Annotated in this window: 13 protein-coding genes; 7 read left to right on the top strand and 6 right to left on the bottom strand. The window is 53.9% G+C overall.

The features are described from left to right. Nucleotides 1–383: 383 nt before the first annotated feature. Nucleotides 384–1,793, bottom strand: a complete 1,410-nt coding sequence (locus tag PUT07_RS17610; RefSeq protein WP_274469633.1) for a HEAT repeat domain-containing protein — start codon at nucleotides 1,791–1,793, stop codon at nucleotides 384–386. A gap of 307 nt (nucleotides 1,794–2,100) precedes the next feature. Here PUT07_RS17610 and PUT07_RS17615 point away from each other — a divergent pair, with 307 nt between their 5' ends. Together PUT07_RS17615 and PUT07_RS17620 are read left to right on the top strand one after the other, a co-directional pair. Then, complete coding sequence (locus PUT07_RS17615; RefSeq protein WP_338000761.1) at nucleotides 2,101–2,433, top strand: UxaA family hydrolase; 333 nt, start codon at nucleotides 2,101–2,103, stop codon at nucleotides 2,431–2,433. Beyond that, nucleotides 2,430–3,590, top strand: coding sequence for a UxaA family hydrolase (locus tag PUT07_RS17620; RefSeq protein WP_274469634.1), 1,161 nt, complete (start codon nucleotides 2,430–2,432; stop codon nucleotides 3,588–3,590). Before PUT07_RS17615 ends, PUT07_RS17620 begins: the two co-directional genes overlap by 4 nt. Here PUT07_RS17620 and trhA read toward each other — a convergent pair. The 3 genes from trhA to PUT07_RS17635 all read right to left on the bottom strand — a co-directional run bounded on the left by trhA (nucleotide 3,585) and on the right by PUT07_RS17635 (nucleotide 6,069). Next, nucleotides 3,585–4,229, bottom strand: a complete 645-nt coding sequence (trhA, locus tag PUT07_RS17625) for a PAQR family membrane homeostasis protein TrhA (RefSeq protein ID WP_274469635.1) — start codon at nucleotides 4,227–4,229, stop codon at nucleotides 3,585–3,587. The two genes, PUT07_RS17620 and trhA, sit on opposite strands and share 6 nt — an antisense overlap. A gap of 110 nt (nucleotides 4,230–4,339) precedes the next feature. After that, a complete protein-coding gene (locus PUT07_RS17630; protein WP_274469636.1) occupies nucleotides 4,340–4,969 on the bottom strand; it encodes a glycerol-3-phosphate acyltransferase in 630 nt (209 codons plus the stop codon). After that, entirely contained in the window at nucleotides 4,966–6,069 is a 1,104-nt protein-coding gene (locus tag PUT07_RS17635) for a glycosyltransferase (protein ID WP_274469637.1), read from the bottom strand. Before PUT07_RS17635 ends, PUT07_RS17630 begins: the two co-directional genes overlap by 4 nt. 181 nt (nucleotides 6,070–6,250) lie before the next feature. On the opposite strand from PUT07_RS17635, the gene PUT07_RS17640 reads away from it, so the two are divergent. The 5 genes from PUT07_RS17640 (at nucleotide 6,251) to PUT07_RS17660 (ending at nucleotide 12,256) form a co-directional block, all read left to right on the top strand. Next, complete coding sequence (locus PUT07_RS17640) at nucleotides 6,251–6,769, top strand: hypothetical protein (RefSeq protein ID WP_274469638.1); 519 nt, start codon at nucleotides 6,251–6,253, stop codon at nucleotides 6,767–6,769. A gap of 2,637 nt (nucleotides 6,770–9,406) precedes the next feature. Next, nucleotides 9,407–9,616: a hypothetical protein gene (locus PUT07_RS17645; RefSeq protein WP_274469640.1), complete on the top strand. Its 210-nt coding sequence runs from the start codon at nucleotides 9,407–9,409 to the stop codon at nucleotides 9,614–9,616. 20 nt (nucleotides 9,617–9,636) lie between these two features. Further along, complete coding sequence (locus PUT07_RS17650) at nucleotides 9,637–10,395, top strand: hypothetical protein (protein ID WP_274469641.1); 759 nt, start codon at nucleotides 9,637–9,639, stop codon at nucleotides 10,393–10,395. Between the two features lie 121 nt (nucleotides 10,396–10,516). Further along, nucleotides 10,517–11,392 (top strand): AraC family transcriptional regulator, encoded by an 876-nt coding sequence (locus PUT07_RS17655; protein WP_274469642.1) that lies wholly within the window; start codon nucleotides 10,517–10,519, stop codon nucleotides 11,390–11,392. A 45-nt stretch (nucleotides 11,393–11,437) separates the two neighbouring features. After that, entirely contained in the window at nucleotides 11,438–12,256 is an 819-nt protein-coding gene (locus PUT07_RS17660) for a helix-turn-helix domain-containing protein (protein WP_274469643.1), read from the top strand. Between the two features lie 421 nt (nucleotides 12,257–12,677). On the opposite strand, the gene PUT07_RS17665 is transcribed toward PUT07_RS17660, so the two are convergent. Beyond that, nucleotides 12,678–12,848 (bottom strand): hypothetical protein, encoded by a 171-nt coding sequence (locus tag PUT07_RS17665; protein WP_274469644.1) that lies wholly within the window; start codon nucleotides 12,846–12,848, stop codon nucleotides 12,678–12,680. Between the two features lie 24 nt (nucleotides 12,849–12,872). Then, a complete protein-coding gene (locus tag PUT07_RS17670; RefSeq protein ID WP_379239926.1) occupies nucleotides 12,873–13,844 on the bottom strand; it encodes a formylglycine-generating enzyme family protein in 972 nt (323 codons plus the stop codon). Nucleotides 13,845–13,936 lie beyond the last annotated feature (92 nt).

Consider the following 13,936-nt stretch of genomic DNA (forward strand, 5'->3'; position numbering starts at 1 on the left):
TCCTCCCTCTATTTCTGTTCAATGACGCCTCCGGGGAGGTAACAACTGGATTTTCTCCCCGACCGTACCGACCGCCAAATTGTATATGAAAAATCATATACAATTATCGTAGCAAAGGTAAATCGAGCTAATTGTATATGAAAAATAGGTTACAATTTAGTATTTACAACGAATTCTGCTATTTCTATTACAAAAATCATACACATTCACGACTAAAGTGATAGTGCATTGACCATCGGTTATGCAATCGGAGTGTATTGCTACTTGCGTGTGTAGGCTGAGGAATACGCCATCGAGAGGCATATCCAGAAGTGTGCTGCTATGGTGTACGCCCAACATAAGAAAAAGGACCTTCCCCTAAGGAAGGTCCTTTCAACTCGTGCTTACGGATAAAACGTGCTCGCTTTGGTCGTCGTAGAGCACCAGCGGTTGTTCAACAGGAATTTGATGAGCGAGTTCTTCGCCCGCTCCGTGCCGATATAATTCAGCGACTCAGCAGCGTGCGCACGGACGTACCTGTTCTCGTCATCCAACGCGGCGATCAATTGCGGCACGGCTGGCTCCGCGGATGCGCCTAGGCGGGACAGCGATAAGCTGGACATAAAGCGCACTTGCGCGTTGGCGTCTTTGAGGCCGCGCTCCAAGCCTGCGACAATGAGGTCCACCGGTGAGTCCATGAAGCCTAGCGCGTCCACGACAGCGCTGCGGACTTTATCCTCCGGATGGTCCAGCAGCTGCGTCAAAGCGGGAACGGCTCCCGACGCCAGCTTGCTCAGCTCGCCCAACGCAAACACGGCATGTGTAACCGTATTCACATTGGCATGCCGAAGTGCTGCGGTAAGACCGTCAACCGCCTCGCTTCCTGCAACCGACAATCCGTAGGCGGAAATGCGCGAAACATGATCGTCTTCGCTGGCTAATCCCTCCAGCAGCACATCGATACCGGCTTGCCCTCTGCGAGCCAAATCGTAAGCTGCATTGATTGCGTTCGTTTCCGAAGCGTGAAGAGTTTCTGCCAACTGTTGGATTTCCTGCGGATCCGATGAACCGGTTCCTGCCAAACTGCACAGCTCCCCGGAAAGCCAGTTCCACGTTTCTTCCCACATCAGATCGTGATCTCCCATCGGAGCCAGTAAGTTAGCCGGTCTCTTCCACGCGCGCTCCTGATTGTTCCAGCTTGGCGCTTTCGGCAGCTCTGTGCGCATGAATTCGAACTTCAGCATATAACGGGGCTGTCCCAAAATATTCGGTGTGGAACGATGCCAAATATCATAATGAATGAGCGCGAACGTTCCCGCTTCACCGCTTGCCAGCACTTCGCCCGGGTGCTCATTGGATTCGAAGGCGCGTTTCTGATGATTTTGCGTGCCTGGCATAATGCCTGTAGGACCCAATTCCGCCGGCGTGTCCTGCGGGAAATACATAATCATCGCCCAGTTCGGGTGGTGATTGCGCACGCGGTCATAGCCCCAATAGCTGTCTTTGTGCCATCCGCCTGCTGTAGGCAGCGCGTTAAAGTGTCCATGTCTGTGCGCATGCATCATATAGTTCGGCCCCAGAACGCTCGTTAAAGCGCCGGTGACGACCGGATGATCGAATACTTTCTGCAGCTCACGAATTCGCGGCAGCAAGTTGTTGCCGGGATTCCCCTCCTCGGCATAAACGGTATTTAACTGATCGAGGAGATTCGCATGGAAAGCGCGGGAAAAATCGGTTTTCAGAATTAGCACACCATTCGTAATAAATTCTCTCATTTGCTCGTCTGTCAACAAAAGCGGTTGATTTTCTTGCATAGCTCCTGCCTCCTTGGCGTGTAGGGAATGTGATAGCTTTACCCTTATTATAAGAGCGACGCTGCCGATACTTAATACACATTCTTAATCAGAGCTAGCACAAAACTAAGATAGAATCATGCCAACCTATAAATAGATGGTTTATAAAAGTAACCTATTAAGCTGCCGCTAAGTATTATTTTGCTGTATAAATTTGTTTCACGTTATCATCTTAATCTTGTGCTAACTTGCATGAGAAAAGTTCTTCTCCTCCCCTCCCTGCGCTCCTTAAACTAAATAGGAATATGCATGCATGAAGGAGGCCCACATGATGGCGCAACACTTTAAACAAGGCACCGACAGTCTTGTCATGAACGCGAAGGACGATGTCGCAACCGTTCTCCGCGATGTGAAGAGCGGTGAATCGATTCATTTTATGAAAGAGGATAGTTTGCAAAAACTCCCCGTACGCGATATCGTCCCATTCGGGCATAAGGTCGCGACCCGCTTCATCCGCCAAGGGGCCATGGTCTACAAATACGGCGAAATTATCGGCCGGGCGAACCGGGACATTGAAGCGGGCGAGCATGTCCACGTCCATAACATTGAAGGAACGCGGGGCCGCGGCGATATGGCCGGCAAGAAGGAGTGTGGGGCATGACGACGATCATGGGATATGAAAGAGAGAACGGGGATATCGGCATTCGCAATCATTTGATTATCATTCCAACTGTCATTTGCGCCAATCATGTCTGCAATCGGATCGCCCAAATGACCCCGGGCGCAGTCGTTATCCCCCATCAACACGGCTGCAGCCAGATCGGGGACGACAAGAGCAGAACGTTCGACGTGCTTGCCGGAACAGGGAAAAATCCAAATGTCGGCGCAGCGATCATCGTCAGTCTGGGCTGCGAGGTGATCGATCCCGCGGCTCTGGCCGAGGCGATTGGCGCAACAGGCAAGCCGGTCGAGGTGTTCGACATCCAATCCGTCGGCGGCTCGGTGAAAGCCATTCAGCATGGCGCGGATGTGGCCAAACGGATGACCGCCCTGCTTGCGCAGCAGCCCAAAGTTCCGGTTCCGCTGAGCAAGCTGAAAGTCGGCGTCAAGTGCGGCGGTTCGGACGCCACTTCAGGCTTAGCCTCCAATCCCGCTTTGGGTATTGCTGCGGACCATATGATGGATGCCGGGGGCAGCATCGTCATCGGGGAAACGACCGAAATCATCGGCGCCGAGCACATCCTCGCCGGGCGGTGTTCGTCGCAGGCGACGAGCGACAAGCTGTACGGCGCCATCCGCCGGTTCGAGGAGGAGATCGAACGCATGGGTGCCGATATGCGCGGCGGCAATCCGAGCCCCGGGAACATCGCCGGCGGGCTGTCGACGATTGAGGAGAAATCGCTCGGCTGCATTTCCAAATGCGGCACGCATCCTATCGAAGATGTGATCGGTTATGCGGAGCAAATCCCCGGGCACGGACTGTTTTTCATGGATTCGCCAGGGAATGATATCGAATGCGTATCCGGGATGGCTGCCGGCGGCGCACATATCGTCTGTTTTACGACAGGGCGAGGAACGCCTACGGGGGCCGCTGTCGTCCCGGTCATTAAGATCACGGCGAACCAATTCACTTATTCCTCCATGGAAGACAACATGGATGTGGATGTGAGCGATATGCTGGCGGGCACTCTTCATTTGAACCAAGCCGGCGAACGTATATGGCGCGAAATTTGCGAGGTGGCCGAAGGTAAGCTGACAAAAGCCGAAATTCTGGGCCATCAGGAATTCAGCATTAACCGGATCGGGCCGAGCTTATAACAATGCCGGCATCACAAAGGAATACACGGCGATAAAATGGCAGCCGCTCCCGGCAAGCACGAAAAGATGCCAAATGGCATGATGAAAGCGCAATCTGCGCCAGAGGAAGAACAATAGTCCGATGATGTACATCATCACGCCTGCTAAAACCCAAACCATCGCCACATTGGGCAGCAGCGCCTCCAGCGGAACGATGAACGCTCCCATGAATCCGGCCATCAGCAGGTATGTGAGCAGCCCCCAGGGGATGAACCGCCGAATGATGAAGCGAATATAGCGTACGGCGCACAGAGCTAAAGCCCATATGAGCAGCAAAAGCGTATAGCCCAGCTTACCCTGCAGCGTAATCATCAGAAACGGCGTATACGAACCGGCGATGGCTATGAAAATCGCGGCATGATCCAACCTCTCGAAGCGCTGGCCCCACTTGGGCGTCCGGGAACAATGCAGAAGCGTTGAAGACAGAAAGACGAGGCAGAAGGACAAGCCATATATGGTGCAGCTGACGGTGTAGGCAAAATCCTCGAAAACCGCGGCCCGCTGCAGCAGCAGCACAAGCCCGAATGCGCTTAGCGCCGCCCCGATTCCGTGACTTAATGCATTTAGGCGTTCTTCTTTTAAATGCAGGCTATGATCCATACAAAGGGGTCACTCCTTTCCCAATTACGCCCTAGTTTCTCCCATGAGAGGAACTAGTATGTAACCGAAACGGTGTGACCCCTTTGTCATTCCATGCGCTGCGCCGGACTCTATTCCCCTTGTTTGGAGCCCTTTTTGTTCAAATAATACGCCAGCTCCTTTCGATGCTTATACACGATCAACGCCATATTCCCCAGCCAAATCCATAACAGCGGCCCGGCAAAATCTCTCACGAATAGATACGGGCCCAACAACAGGACGCCGAGTACGACCTGCAGACCGTCCGTCGTGGAGGAAACCGGGCTGCCTCTCTTCACTGTCTTGGTAACGGCCATGCTGGCTGCCAGTATGACTGCCAAGACAAGCGAAGCTTCGAACTTCGTGAGCGCGCTCCAGACGCCGAAAGTTACGGCGATCGCCTTACCTCCTTTTCCTTTCAGAAACGGCGAAAAAGCGTGCCCGACAATAGGTGCAAGCGCAACAGGCACGATCGCCAATCCTTGCACCCGGGACTGCTCGAGATGGATTCCGAGCAGCCAGACAAGGATGGCATATCCTTTGAGGAAATCCAGCGCTATGCCTGCCAGTCCGATTCGGTACCCCGCCGCTTTCCATAAATTCAATGCTCCCGGATTGCCGTCTCCGACGTTTGTCAGGTTGTGCCGGGCAAGGCGGCCGAGCCAATACGAGAACATGAGCGAACCCGATACGAATGCGCAAACCGTCCATACGAGGATCATGGCTCCCGCCTGCTTCCTACGCGGACCTGTCTGCCTTTCCACGCCACGTGTCCCCGGAAGACGACTTGATATGCGGAATACGCCATGACCGCAATGAGAAATAACGTTGAACATATATGCAGCACCAGCATGATCCATCCAAAAACACCGATATACCTGACCAAATAAAACATCTGCAGCGTGTAGATCAGATAGCCCATGAATAACGGCAGCCACCACGAGGTGCCCAGAAATAAAAAGAACGATTCCGAGACAATCAGGCCGACCACCCAAACAGCGATCAGCGCGATCGTCCGTCCGGTTAGCTTGGATGTGCCAAGCACCGCGCCTTTGCCGAATCCCTGTACTTGGCTCTCCAGCCCTTGGGGATACATGCGGAAAGAGACCAAACCATAGCCGATGAAATTGGTTACCGCGATACCCGCCTTCCGGAAGGCAGCACCCAGATTGAGATCGTCCAGCATTTCCGATTTGATGCCCTCGTGGCCGCCGATTTTCTCGTAGTCCTCCCTTGTCGTAACGATGCAGGAACCGTATAGCCCTTTCCGGGGATTATTCCTCTCGAATGGAGACGTGAACGCAAACACGCCGAGGAAATTGAAGATAAGCGCCAGCCGCTCCACAAATTTCACCGTATAGTGAAAAGGCACTACCGAAACCGCGCCGCCGGCCTGATGCCGCGCCATGACGAGCGATTCCAGCGCTCTTGGCACCAACCGGATATCGGCGTCCAGGAATACGAATACATCCCCGCCGGCATGCAGATAACCGTTCCAAACAGCCCAGTTTTTACCTGTCCACCCTTCCGGCAGCTGGCTGTTCCGGATGACGGTCACACCATAGCTCTCCGCTATTTCCCGGGTGTCGTCCTCCGAGAAGTCGTCCACAACAATGATCTCGTAAGGCTCCAGTGTTTGCACCTTCAGCGCATGCAGCAGATGCGGCAGGTTGTACGATTCATTTCTCGCCGGAATAATGACGGACAGCTTCACTTGATGCATGCCTGGCACATAGGCCGGCCGAAGCACATTTTTGCGAAACAGCAGAAACCCGCAGAGACAACCGATGACGCAAATTGCCGCAATCGTCGCGTTTGCCACTTTTTAGCCCCCTCTCACTCGTTTTCTATCACCGCTCTTATCTGGTGTGCATATCCAGCTTGTAATCGATATATATGAGGAGCGAGGGAATTTTACGCCAAGGGGTGTGAACGGGAGCATGCTGTAACCATTGACGGAGCGAAGCTAGTTGTCTACAATCGGGCAGAGGAGTGATGGGAATTTGTTGGAAACGAATGCGATGCAAGATTGGGAAAGTTGGAATGACGAAACGTTGGTTTCGGCTTGCTTTGCCCCGCTTATCCGGTTGTACAAACAATTAAGCAGCGGCGATGGCGATGTGGCCGGTTTATATCGGCAAATGAGCTCTGGCCAGCAAGCGTTGTTTATGTTCCAGACGTATTACCTCCATGCGATGAAGTCTGCCGAGGAGCTGTATTGGTGGAGTGCATACTTCATGGCCCAAGGGGAACGATGGGCTGCACTCAAGGCGAAGATGCGCGAGCTTGGGGATTCTGAGTTCATTACGCTGCTGCAGGAAGTGGAAGATTATCTGCGAACTCGCGAGCATCCGTACGAGCTTTCTGAATTTGCTGCGGTATCGCGGGAGGATCTGCGATCCGATAAGGAGCTGTGCAGGTTCATCGAGTCCGCCTATAAGCGTCTGCAGCAGGTTAGCGACGGAACGATCCGACGGTTGGCGGATTGGATACGATCCGCACCTCATGTTTTTTTAACCTAGAGGTTTTTATAACTGTTCTCAAACAGGGGCGTCCGTGCAGGTTTTGTAACCTGGGACGGCCCTTTTTTTGCTTGGTCCGTGTAAGGTTGGCGGTGACGTGGTGCTGAGTAGCTGATTTGTCGGGCATGGCGCTGACGTGGGGTTGCTGATGTGTTCGGCGTGGCGCGATGTTGAGTAGCTGATGTGTTGGCGGTGACGTGGTGTTGAGTAGCTGATTTGTGGGCGTGGAGCGGTGTTGAGTAGCTGATTTGTGGGCGATGACGGGGTGCTGCTGAGTAGCTAATGTGTTGGGCGTGGCGTGGTGTTGAGTAGCTAATGTGTTGGGCGTGGCGTGGTGTGGAGTAGCTGATGTGTTGGGCGTGGCGCTGGTGTGGAGTTGCTGATGTGTTGGACGTGGCGCTGGTGTGGAGTAGCTGATGTGTCGGGCATGGCGCTGACGTGGAGTTGCTGATGTGTTGGGCGTGGCGCTGACGTGGAGTTGCTGATGTGTTGGGCGTGGCGCTGGTGTGGAGTAGCTGATGTGTCGGGCATGGCGCTGACGTGGAGTTGCTGATGTGTTGGCGATGGCGTGGCGTGGAGCAGCTGATGTGTTGGTGGTGACGTGATGCTGAGTAGCTGATGTGTTGGGCAAAGCATGGCGTGGAGTAGCTAATGTGTTGGGGTGACGTGGTGTTGAGTAGCTGATGTGTCGGGCATGGCGCTGACGTGGGGTTGGTGATGTGTTGGGCGTGGCGCGATGTTGAGTAGCTGATGTGTTGGCGGTGACGTGGTGTTGAGTAGCTGATTTGTGGGCGTGGAGCGGTGTTGAGTAGCTGATTTGTGGGCGATGACGGGGTGCTGCTGAGTAGCTAATGTGTTGGGCGTGGCGTGGTGTTGAGTAGCTAATGTGTTGGGCGTGGCGCTGGTGTGGAATAGCTGATGTGTTGGCGGTGACGTGGTGTTGAGTAGCTGATGTGTTGGGCGTAGCATGACGTGGTGTAGCTAATGTGTTGAGCGTGGCGCCGGCGTGGAGTAGCTGATGTGTTGGGTGTGGCGCTGGCGTGGAGCAGCTGATGTGTTGGTGGTGACGTGGTGTTGAGTAGCTGATGTGTTGGGCGTAGCATGACGAGGAGTTGCTGATTTGTTGGGCGTGGCGCTGGCCGTGGAGTAGCTAATGTGTTGGCGATGGCGTGGCGTGGAGTAGCTGATGTGTTGGCGATGGCGTGGCGTGGAGTAGCTGATGTGTTGGCGATGGCGTGGCGTGGAGTAGCTGATGTGTTGGTGGTGGCGTGGCGTGGAGTAGCTGATGTGTTGGTGGTGGCGTGGCGTGGAGTAGCTGATGTGTTGGTGGTAACGTGGTGCTGAGTAGCTGATGTGTCGGGCATGGCGCTGACGTGGGGTTGCTAATGTGTTTGGCGTGGCGCGATGTTGAGTAGCTGATGTGTTGGGCATGGCGCTGACGTGGGGTTGCTGATGTGTTGGGCGTGGCGCGATGTTGAGTAGCTGATGTGTTGGGCGGTTGATCTCCCAGTGGCCAGCGGAAATACAATGCCTTATTCCCGCCTAATCGAGGAAATGGCGCAGCTGTGAGGAAATACGATCCTCTATTTCGCTGATTTAGGCCTGAATGATAGGTTTCAGGCGCAAATAAGATACTCTATTTCCGCCCAACCCCGAAAATTGACCGAATCCGATCCAATAACGAATCGTATTTCCCTTGCTTAAGAAAGGAGCCTGCCTATCGACGGCTCGTTGGGCACATCAGCCAATCCGCTTGCCGTCAATGTCCATCCTAATGGAGTGTGGCGTTGAGTAGCTGATGTGTTGTTAATGCTGTCAGGGCGGGCAGTTGATCTCCCCTCCCAGCGGCCAGCGGAAATACAATGCCTTATTCCCGCCTAATCGAGGAAATGGCGCAGCTGTGAGGAAATACATTCCTCTATTTCGCTGATTTAGGCCTGAATGATAGGTTTCAGGCGCAAATAAGATACTCTATTTCCGCTCAACCCCGAAAAGAGGCCGATTCCGATCAAATAACGCATCGTATTTCCCTTGCTTAAGAGAGGAACCTGCTTATCGACGGCTTGTTGGGCACATCAACCAATCCGCTTGCCGTCAATGTCCATCATAATGGAGTGTGGCGTTGAGTAGCTGATGTGTTGTTAATGCTGTCAGGGCGGGCAGTTGATCTCCCCTCCCAGCGGTCAGCGGAAATACAATGCCTTATTCTCGCCTAATTGAGGAAATGGCGCAGCTGTGAGGAAATACGATCCTCTATTTCGATGATTTAGGCCTGAATGATAGGTTTCAGGCACAAATAAGATACTCTATTTCCGCCCAACCTCGAAAATAGGCTGATTCCTATCCAATAACGCATCGTATTTCCCTTGCTTGAGAGAGCAGGCCTGCCTATCGACGGCGCGTTGGGCACATCAGCCAACCTGCTTGCCGTCAATCGGTTACCTTCCCCCGCTGTGTCCGTTAGCCGGAAGCGATGCCACCGTATTTCCTCACCCACTGTTTCCGTTAGCCAGACGCGGGGCCACCGTGTCACCTTCCCCCCTGTGTCCCCAACCGAACACATCATGTTCACCTCATGCGATCCCTCCACCAATTGTGCTATAATAATCCATATCAACTCATTGGAGGCATTCCGACATGAAAATATACGTCATCCTCGCTTTCGACGGCGAAGCTATGGAGAATGTGTACGTAGGCACAGACGAGGAGAAAGCGCTGTCGCTTAAGCCTGACGACTTCGAGAACTGCGACGCCCTGTTCGTGGAGATTTGGGAAGACGGCGAGAAAACCGACGACTTCCGGCTAGTCGAAGAAACGGATAACGACGATACCGAGCAAGATACATAGAACGAAAGGCGGCACCGAACATGGTTCAAGCGTTTATGATACATCCCGAAACTTATACGACCTTCGATGACGAAGACGAGCTTTTGGAGCAATGCAAGGAATGGGGCTTGCTGTCCGAGAAAGCGGTCAAAACCAAGGTCTTTTATTACAAAGGCGGCGGCGCGAACATGACCTGCAGCATCGTCGGCTACGTGGACAAGATGACGGCTGTCATCGAGTTTGACAACAAGCAGCTGCACTGCATCCACCCTTCTTATCTCAAGGAAATGCAGGCTGCAGGTTACAGCCAGCGGCTGGCGGCTGGCGCTGAAGATCCGGCTGGAACAGAGGCCGAGACGCAGCAAGAAGAAGAGGCCCAGGCAAGCGCCGAAGCGGCAGCAATCGGAGAAGAAGCAGCGGAAGAGGCTGCACCGAAAGCACCGAAGGCTGCCAAACAGCCCAAAGAGAAAGCGAAAAAAGAAAAAGCCCCGAAGCTGGAGCTGCCTGAAGAGAAAGTCAAAATGATCGCGACCGTTCAAGAGTTCACGACGGTTCCGAACAATTTCTCCGATAATGACGACGAAGTCATCATCTATGAAGCGGTGTCCATTCTCGAGCCTTCCCCGCTCGACATCGGGACGGCTTGGTCCAGCCACAGCAACACGCTGAAGAAGCTGGAGCTGGCCGTCGGCGACACGATCTCCTTCGAGTGCAAAATCGTAGCCAAGAAGCTCAGCAAGCATCCTGTGCCTTACAAGATTAACAATCCTGCCAAGCTGCAAAAGGTTGACGCTGATTAACACGAAGCCACGCCTCCGCTTGGCCATGCAACACGAACAATCATAAGCTTAATCCTGCAGCATCCACGTGCCTGGATTAAGCTCTTTTCACGCTGCCGCGGCAGCAGAGGGATGTGCCTCAATGACGAATATCAACAATTTCAGCTTCAGCGAGATTCCGCTGTACTTCGCTTACCGGCGTCGAACGCTCGGCCATGAACAATATCACGGCACCTTCCACGCGCATCAAGGGGTCGAAATTCTTTATATCCACGAAGGAGAAGGCACGCTGATCGTCGACCAGCAAAGCTACAAGGTCGCAGCCGGCACGCTCTGCATCTTCCAACCGTATCAACTGCACCATATCCAAATGAGTCCGGATACGCCGTTTACACGTTCCATCGTGCACTTCGAGCCTTTCCTGTATGAATCGTATTTCGAGAAATGGCCCGGTTTATTGACGTTTTTCAAGCAAATGTATACAAGCAAGCTGCCGGCCCCCTGCATCTATGACATCGCTGACCCGGAGCCGCTCATTTCTTTGTTTCCCAGTCTGGCGGAGAAGCTGCCGGCACTGCCGAAGCAGGATTATTTGGAAGAATTCTCCTTGTTCCTCGTTACGTTCTTCCGGGCGTTCCGGCAGCTGTGGGAGCGGAGCGAAGTGCAGTTCGCTTCCGGCACGGCGCGCCACAAGCATCAAGCGGAGCGAATACTCACCTGGCTGGAAAGTCATTACACGGAGCCGCTTCGGCTGGAGCACATGGCCGGCGAGCTGCATCTCTCCCCTTACCACCTGTCACATCTGTTCAAAGAGTGCACGGGGAGCTCCATATCCGATTATGTGACGGCGCGCAGAATGCAGCAAGCGGTCATGCTGCTCACATCAACCGAGCAGTCGATCGCCCAAATCGCCGAAAACATCGGCATCACGAACAGCTCTCATTTCTGCAAAACGTTCAAAAGCCGCATGGGCAGCACGCCGCATCAGTTTCGCCTGCAATGGCGGAAGCAGCGCTGAACCGCAGCGCCCAAGCTCATTTCGTTAAAGAAGGTGCAGCCTACGATGGAGCATGAGCTATCTCATTACTATTTTCCCCCGTATATTACGCTGGCCCATATGTTCCATGCGCCCAAGGGTTGGGCGATTCATAACCGGGAGATGACGGAGTTCGTCCTGCAGTATGTTGTGGACGGCTTCGCCCGCTACCCGATCGGTGAGAACGCTTACGAGACACGGCGCGGCGACCTGCTCTTTCACCGCCCGCACGAGCGCCACTCCATCCTAACGGTGGATGACAGCCCTTATGTGTGCATCTCGCTCGTCTTCCATTTCGGCTCCGCTGCATTTCCTTACGACGAGCTGTTCAAACGCCGGCATCTGCTCGGCAACTTCGCCGACCATCCCGTCGAAACGATGCTCTCGCAGCTCGTTTCCCACTACCGGCTGCCCGGGCTCGCGCATCAGCTGCACTGCCAAAGCCTGCTGATGCGCATCTTGGCGGAAGCGGCACAAGACATGGAGGCGCCCGGGCTTCCGGCGAAATCCGATGCGGCGCAGATGCCGAAGCTCGTGCTGATCAAAAATTATTTGAACGACCACTACAACCGGAATATCCAAATGAATGAGCTGGAGAACGTCTCCGGACTCAGCAAAAATTATATTCTCGCACTCTTCCGCAAGCATGTCGGGATGCCGCCGATGCAGTATTTGACGTGGATTCGCGTCAACAAGGCGAAGGAGCTGGCCATTCAAACAAGCCTGTCCGTCAGCGAAATTGCAGGTCGCGTCGGATACGCTGACGTCCATACATTCGGGCGCATGTTCAAGAAAAAGACCGGACAAAGTTTATCCCAGTTTTGTGCGAATTTGATTTATTCATGAAGATTGCCGATCCGATATTCTTTCGGCGGTGGGTTAACCCGTTATTCTACTTTCACTCGCACCTCCAACTCAGTGGAATCACACTCTGCGTCCCGTCCGCCAATCAGCCAGTTCCCTCCGTCATCTCCTCTAACGGACACAGGAGACGCTATTTCACCAACATACTTCCGTTCTCCATTCTACCGGACTGGAGTGACACTATTTGCCCATTTTCAGCCGATTTCCGACATTTCAGGCCAAATAACGGCACCTCAGTCCGTTAGCTCCACAGGTAACCGGAATTCCGGCAAATAACGCCCGCTCAGTCCGTTAGAGCAAACCGACGACGGCAACGTGTCCACACAAAGCGCAAAGTAAAAAGCCAAAGCAAAAAGGCCGCTGCAACAGCGACCTTAACAGCGACCTTCTCACGCGTAAAACGCTACCTTTTCAGCTTTCTCCTGGCTTCCAGCTCTTTCTTCAGCGCCTGCTCGACGGATTCGGCAAGCATATCGAACTTCTCCGCAACGGTATAATTCAGCACCTTCCCGCAATGCGTGCACCGATGCATCTGAAGCTCCGTCATCCTGGAGCAATTCCCGCATCTGATCATGGCAGACTGACCTCCTGTCGAGCGTTACTCGGCATCCGCCGCACAGCGGAAACCAATATTGCCGGTTGAACTGTCCGGCGTATTTTTGCTTCGCGCCGCAACACGGTACCGGTTGCAGTACGATTTGTGGCACAGATAGGAACCTCCGCGCATCACGCGGGCTTGTCCGGAAGGCGGCCCCTGCGGGTTCACGCGCTTTCCTTTGATATGATAATCCGGGCTGAACCAGTCCGAACACCATTCCCACACGTTCCCCGCTACGTTATACAAGCCATACCCGTTCGGCTCAAAGGCGTTAACCGGCGCAGTGCCCGCATAGCCGTCGCTGGCGTTGTTTTTGATTGGAAATTTCCCCTGCCAAATGTTACACATATGCTTGCCGCCCGGCTTCAGCTCGTCCCCCCAAGGATAGCGCTTCTGCACCAGACCGCCGCGCGCGGCAAATTCCCACTCCGCTTCGGTAGGCAGCCTTTTCCCGGACCACTCGCAGTACGCCAGCGCATCCCGGTAAGACACGTGGACCACAGGATGGTCCCATCTGTCCTCGACGTGCGAATCCGGACCTTCCGGATGCGCCCAATAGGCACCTTCGACGACCCACCACCAAGGTGTTTGCTGCACCGCCGACTTCACCTTCTGAGCTGTCGCTTCGGATACGAAAAGGTGGAACACGAAGGACCAACCGAAGGATTCCGCTTCCGTCCGGTAACCTGTTTCATCGACGAATTGCTTGAACTCCCGGTTCGTTACCGTGCACGGATCTATATAAAAAGGCTTAATCGTGACCTCGCGCACCGGTCCCTCACCGTCAGCGGGAAACCCTTCCTGATCGTCCGTTCCCATCAGATAGGCACCGCCGCTTATATAGATCATCTTGGACTTGTCCAGCGGCTGCCTGACGATCCCGCCATTCTCCTTCTCGCGATAAGCAGGTTCTGCATGTACCTGCGCTGCGGTCTCCCGGCCGGCAGAACAACATGATTTGTTAGCTTCCAAAGCAAACAACCTCTCTTCATAACAAAATGATGATGGCACCCTATGAAATACTCGACATAAATAATGCTCCTCTTATACAGCTAAGCATATCA

This window comes from Paenibacillus sp. MAHUQ-63, from assembly GCF_028765165.1.
Lineage (GTDB): Bacteria > Bacillota > Bacilli > Paenibacillales > NBRC-103111 > Paenibacillus_E.

Bases quoted from the DNA above. Each gene is read 5' to 3' on its own strand.
- PUT07_RS17645 (WP_274469640.1), top strand. From the start codon at position 9,407: ATGAAAATATACGTCATCCTCGCTTTCGACGGCGAAGCTATGGAGAAT.
- PUT07_RS17620 (WP_274469634.1), top strand. From the start codon at position 2,430: ATGACGACGATCATGGGATATGAAAGAGAGAACGGGGATATCGGCATT.
- PUT07_RS17655 (WP_274469642.1), top strand. From the start codon at position 10,517: ATGACGAATATCAACAATTTCAGCTTCAGCGAGATTCCGCTGTACTTC.
- PUT07_RS17630 (WP_274469636.1), bottom strand. From the start codon at position 4,969: ATGATCCTCGTATGGACGGTTTGCGCATTCGTATCGGGTTCGCTCATG.
- PUT07_RS17665 (WP_274469644.1), bottom strand. From the start codon at position 12,848: ATGATCAGATGCGGGAATTGCTCCAGGATGACGGAGCTTCAGATGCAT.
- PUT07_RS17615 (WP_338000761.1), top strand. From the start codon at position 2,101: ATGATGGCGCAACACTTTAAACAAGGCACCGACAGTCTTGTCATGAAC.
- trhA (WP_274469635.1), bottom strand. From the start codon at position 4,229: ATGGATCATAGCCTGCATTTAAAAGAAGAACGCCTAAATGCATTAAGT.
- PUT07_RS17650 (WP_274469641.1), top strand. From the start codon at position 9,637: ATGGTTCAAGCGTTTATGATACATCCCGAAACTTATACGACCTTCGAT.
- PUT07_RS17660 (WP_274469643.1), top strand. From the start codon at position 11,438: ATGGAGCATGAGCTATCTCATTACTATTTTCCCCCGTATATTACGCTG.
- PUT07_RS17610 (WP_274469633.1), bottom strand. From the start codon at position 1,793: ATGCAAGAAAATCAACCGCTTTTGTTGACAGACGAGCAAATGAGAGAA.